The following is a 1196-nucleotide window of genomic DNA, read 5'->3' as shown; positions in this document are numbered from 1 at the left end:
CGCCGAAGAACTCGAACGTGCGGACATGCGCGCCAATCCAATCCGGCAGCATCTCGTTCCAGCTGGCCTCGGCATAGGTGTAATGCGACGCGCCCAACACCCAAGGGCTGTGCGGAACCGCCTCCCGGAGGAGACCCGGGCGGACATCATCGAGTTTGCCCTTGAACATGAGGCTCTGACGCCCCGTGAGCTGGCGGTGAAATACATCGACGAGAAGCAGTATTTGGTTTTGGAAACATCAGCTTACAGGATCTTGAAGGCGGAGGACCTGATCACGGCACCGGCGCATGTCGTGATGAAGGCGGCCAATGAATTCAAGGACCAGACCACACGGCCCAACGAACTCCGGCAAACGGACGTCACCTGTCGCGAGGGCATGGGTCACGCCAGCGGCGTGCCTCCGGCACGACGGCCGGGTCCACCTGTCGACGATCCTGGACGATCACAGCCGCTACATCATCGTCTGGAAGCTCCGCACGACGATGAAGGTCGCCTCGCCGTCGTGCTTGAGCCAATGGCGCATCAATGGCTTGCCGTGACCTCCACGCTGGACCTGCCCCTGGACGTGTCGGGCTGCGACAGCGTCAGCGTGATAGCCAAACCAAGGCTGCTCAGCGACAACGGCGCATCTTGCATCGCGGGCGACCTGGCCGATTACCTCGACGAAAAGGACATGGATCATGTCCGCGGGGCGCCGTACCACCCGCAGACCCAAGGCAAGATCGAACGGTGGCATCAGACCATGAAGCCCCGTGTTCTGCTCGGGCATTACTTCCTGCGGGGGGACCTCGAACACCAGATCCGCGACGTCGTCGAATACCACACCACCCGAAGGTATCACGAGAGCCTCGGCAACCCGACACCCGCCGATGTCTCCTTCGGACGGGCCGAGCAGATCCTGAAACAGCAAGAGGAGATCAAACGAAACACCATGCTCAAGCGGCGCTTGCGCCACCAAACTGAAAACGCGTAACATCAACCCACGGTGAGCCAGAGCCTCCAACACGAAAACCGATCAAGAGTCCCAAATTATCTGACGACGGACAATGTCCCTCTCATCCTTGAGGATATGCTTCTCGCGCCGAAGCAGTTCGTTCTCACGCGTGTCAATGTGCATTCAAAACTGACCCGGTGTGATCATCCAAAAATGACCCACCCCGGAGGTGGCAAAGCCCACAGGCGAGCGGCCACCAAAT

At 59.9% G+C, this 1196-nt stretch carries 1 pseudogene; it reads left to right on the top strand.

The features are described from left to right. Positions 1–88: 88 nt before the first annotated feature. Positions 89–973 (top strand): annotated as a pseudogene (locus tag V8324_RS21925) (integrase core domain-containing protein); the annotation flags it as partial. Positions 974–1196 lie beyond the last annotated feature (223 nt).

Origin of the sequence: Roseovarius sp. D22-M7 (assembly GCF_037083785.1) — a bacterium.
Lineage (GTDB): Bacteria > Pseudomonadota > Alphaproteobacteria > Rhodobacterales > Rhodobacteraceae > Roseovarius.
The sequence above is the reverse complement of the archived record's forward strand: the minus strand, read 5'-3'. Positions and strand labels throughout refer to the sequence as shown.